Genomic DNA, 2,991 nt, shown 5'->3' with positions numbered 1-2,991 from the left:
GCGTATTGCGATCCGCAAGCTGAGTGCTTCGGAGTTGGCGCGGCGGCGGGCGGACCTGTTCGCCGAGTGGCCGGAGATGCAGGCGGCTTGGCTGGATGAGTTCTGCGAGCAGGCCGGAATGCAGGCGTTTCTGAATGCGCGGCAGAACTATCCGCTGCTCAAGGGTGTGCAGACCAATCTGTATAAGTGCTTTTTGCCGCAGGCTTGGATGCTGAGCAATGATCGCGGCGTGTCAGGGTTTCTGCATCCAGAGGGGGTCTACGATGATCCCAAGGGTGGGGTGTTTCGGGAGGCGGTTTATCCGCGGTTGCGGGGGCATTTTCAGTATGTCAATGAGCTGATGCTCTTTCCGGATGTTGATCATCACGCCAAGTTTAGCGTCAACGTTTACGGCCCAGTCCAAGCGGTGCCGCAGTTCACGCATCTGGCGAACCTGTTCCTGCCCCGCACCGTCGATGCCTGCTTTGATCACGACGGCGGCGGAAGCGTGCCGGGGATCAAGCAAGAAGCCGAGGGCGGGCGCTCGCGCTGGAATACCCAGGGGCATCGGGATCGCCTGATCCCGGTTGGCGAGCATGAGCTGGCGCTCTTCGCCCAGCTCTACGACGAGGCCGGCACGCCAGCGCTGCAAGCGCGTCTGCCCGCCCTGCATGCCCGACAGTTGCTCTCGGTGCTGGAGAAGTTCGCGGCTCAGCCGCGCCGCTTGGGGGATCTCAAGGGTGAATATTTCTCGACGGTGATGTTCGACGAGACCTACGCGCAGCGCGACGGCACCATCCGCCGCGAGACCCGTTTCCCCGATGATGCCGGTCAATGGGTGCTCTCCGGGCCGCATTTCTTCGTCGGCACCCCGTTCTACAAGACCCCGCGCGCGGTCTGCACCGCCAACAGTCATTACGATTGCCTCGACCTGACCGCGCTGCCCGACGACTATCTGCCACGCACCAACTATGTGCCGGACTGCTCGCCGGCGGAGTATGCGGAGCGGACGCCGAGGGTGCCTTGGGTCGGGTGTCGCGACGCGGTCACCGAAGATTCAACGGAAGTACTCGAACCAGTAGAAATCTCTGGGGAACCGGAGAGAGTAGGAGCGAGACGAGAGAAAATAGTTACCTCCAAGGTGACCGAGTATTACCGGCTTGCGGCAAGGCGTGGCGCTCATCCAGCAGACGAGCGATCCGTGAGAATCATTGTTTTACCAGAGCACGTTGCTCATATCGATGGCGTCTTCTCGATTACATTTCGTGAGACATCTGTACTGATTGATGCTGCGTCTTGCTGGGTATCTCTGCCATGCGATTATTTTGCGCGCACATCGGGAAAGAAAGATTTTCGTGAAGCGACCGCCGCAATGTTGCCCATTGCGAGTTGCGATCTGAGAAGAACGACAAGATTTCTGGTTTTGATCGCGCTTACCAATGAATACGCCAATCTCTGGCAATCCTGCTACCAACCCGAATTTCGCCAGCAACGCTGGTCCAGCGACTCCCCGCTGCTCGACCCCGATTTCTTCACCCACCTCACCCCCCACTGGCAACGCCACTGCGCGCTGCGCACCGACTACGCCCGCCGCCAGGCGCTGCTGGAGATCGATGTCCTGGTCGCCCAAGCCCTCGGCCTGACCCTGGACGAACTGCTGACCATCTATCGCGTCCAATTCCCGGTGATGCGCCAGTACGAGGCCGATACCTGGTACGACCAGAGCGGGCGCATCGTCTTCACCCCGAGCAAGGGTCTGGTCGGCGTCGGTCTGCCGCGCACCGCGCGCAAGGCGGATCTGAATGCTGGCATCCGCTATGGCGTCGAGGCGCCGGACCGTCGCGAGCAGGGCATCGCGCTGGGCTGGGAGGACATCCGCGAGCTGCCCGCTGGCAGCACCGTCACCAAGACCTTCCCGGACGACACCTTGCCCGGCGGCCCGGTCGAGCGGACGATCCGCTATCAAGCCCCGTTCGTGCGGCCCGATCGCGAGCGGGACTATCGCACCGCCTGGGCGTTTTTCGAGCAGGATCACACCGAGGACAGCCCGGCATGAAAACCCGTGTCTACATCGAAACCTCGGTGATCAGCGATCTCGCCGCTCATTTGCACCCCTGAAGAACTGCTTGGAGACTGAGATGTGACTGGCCTAACACATAGCGGTTGTCGTTACTACAATCATAGCGATGAAGATCACCTTCGATCCCACCAAAGACGCTAAGAATCGCGCCAAGCATGGCCTATCGCTGGCGTTTGCGGAGGGGCTGGAATGGGACACCGCGCTGATCTGGACCGACGATCGGGAGGATTACGGCGAAGACCGACAGTGCGCGCTGGTACTGAATGGAGTGCGCCTGTACTTCGTGGCCTTCGTTGATCGGGATGACGTCCGACGCATCATCAGCCTGCGCAAATCCACCAATCAGGAGCAAATCCGTTATGTCCGAGACGTATTTAACCACCCGTAACGGGCGCAAAATCTTACTCAACACACTAGAAGAAGACGCCGCCATTACCAACGCGGCGCTATCCGACGCTGATGCGCGCCCGTTCACCGAAGAGGAATGGGCAGCGGTCAAACCAGGGCTGCGGCGTGTCGGTCGTCCCTCGGCAGAGGTGCGCAAAGTCTCAACCACGATCCGGTTTGATGCCGACGTGCTGGAGGCACTGAAGGCCACCGGCCCCGGCTGGCAGACGCGCGTCAATGACGCCATGCGCGCGCTGTTCCTCCAGTCACCAGAAGCCTAAACGCAGCCCTTGCACATCGACAAACGCCAACCTCTGGATCGGAATCCAGGCGCTTGAGCGTTTTCGATCATGCGTTTCACATGGCAAGAACAAAAACGGCGCACCAATCTGGTAAAGCGATGCGGAAGGCCGAAAAACATGAGCAACAAGCCTATTTCAGAATACCATGCGAGAACATCGGCTTGAGGAACGGATCAGGCGTGTGATCCGTGAAGAATTGCACGCAGGTTGACGTGACAGGGCAACGCGCGCTCCGAGCCACCA

2 protein-coding genes and 1 pseudogene are annotated in these 2,991 nt (G+C 60.2%); all 3 read left to right on the top strand.

All coding sequences use genetic code 11. The features are described from left to right. Window positions 1–2,035: pseudogene (locus tag VBE63_RS26710) on the top strand (hypothetical protein); the annotation flags it as partial. A gap of 130 nt (window positions 2,036–2,165) precedes the next feature. Next, window positions 2,166–2,447: a BrnT family toxin gene (locus VBE63_RS26705; RefSeq protein WP_323686035.1), complete on the top strand. Its 282-nt coding sequence runs from the start codon at window positions 2,166–2,168 to the stop codon at window positions 2,445–2,447. Next, window positions 2,419–2,727, top strand: coding sequence for a BrnA antitoxin family protein (locus VBE63_RS26700; protein ID WP_323686034.1), 309 nt, complete (start codon window positions 2,419–2,421; stop codon window positions 2,725–2,727). Before VBE63_RS26705 ends, VBE63_RS26700 begins: the two co-directional genes overlap by 29 nt. Window positions 2,728–2,991 lie beyond the last annotated feature (264 nt).

This window comes from Lamprobacter sp., from assembly GCF_034860625.1.
GTDB lineage: Bacteria > Pseudomonadota > Gammaproteobacteria > Chromatiales > Chromatiaceae > Lamprobacter.
This window is presented reverse-complemented; position numbering and strand designations above follow the sequence as displayed.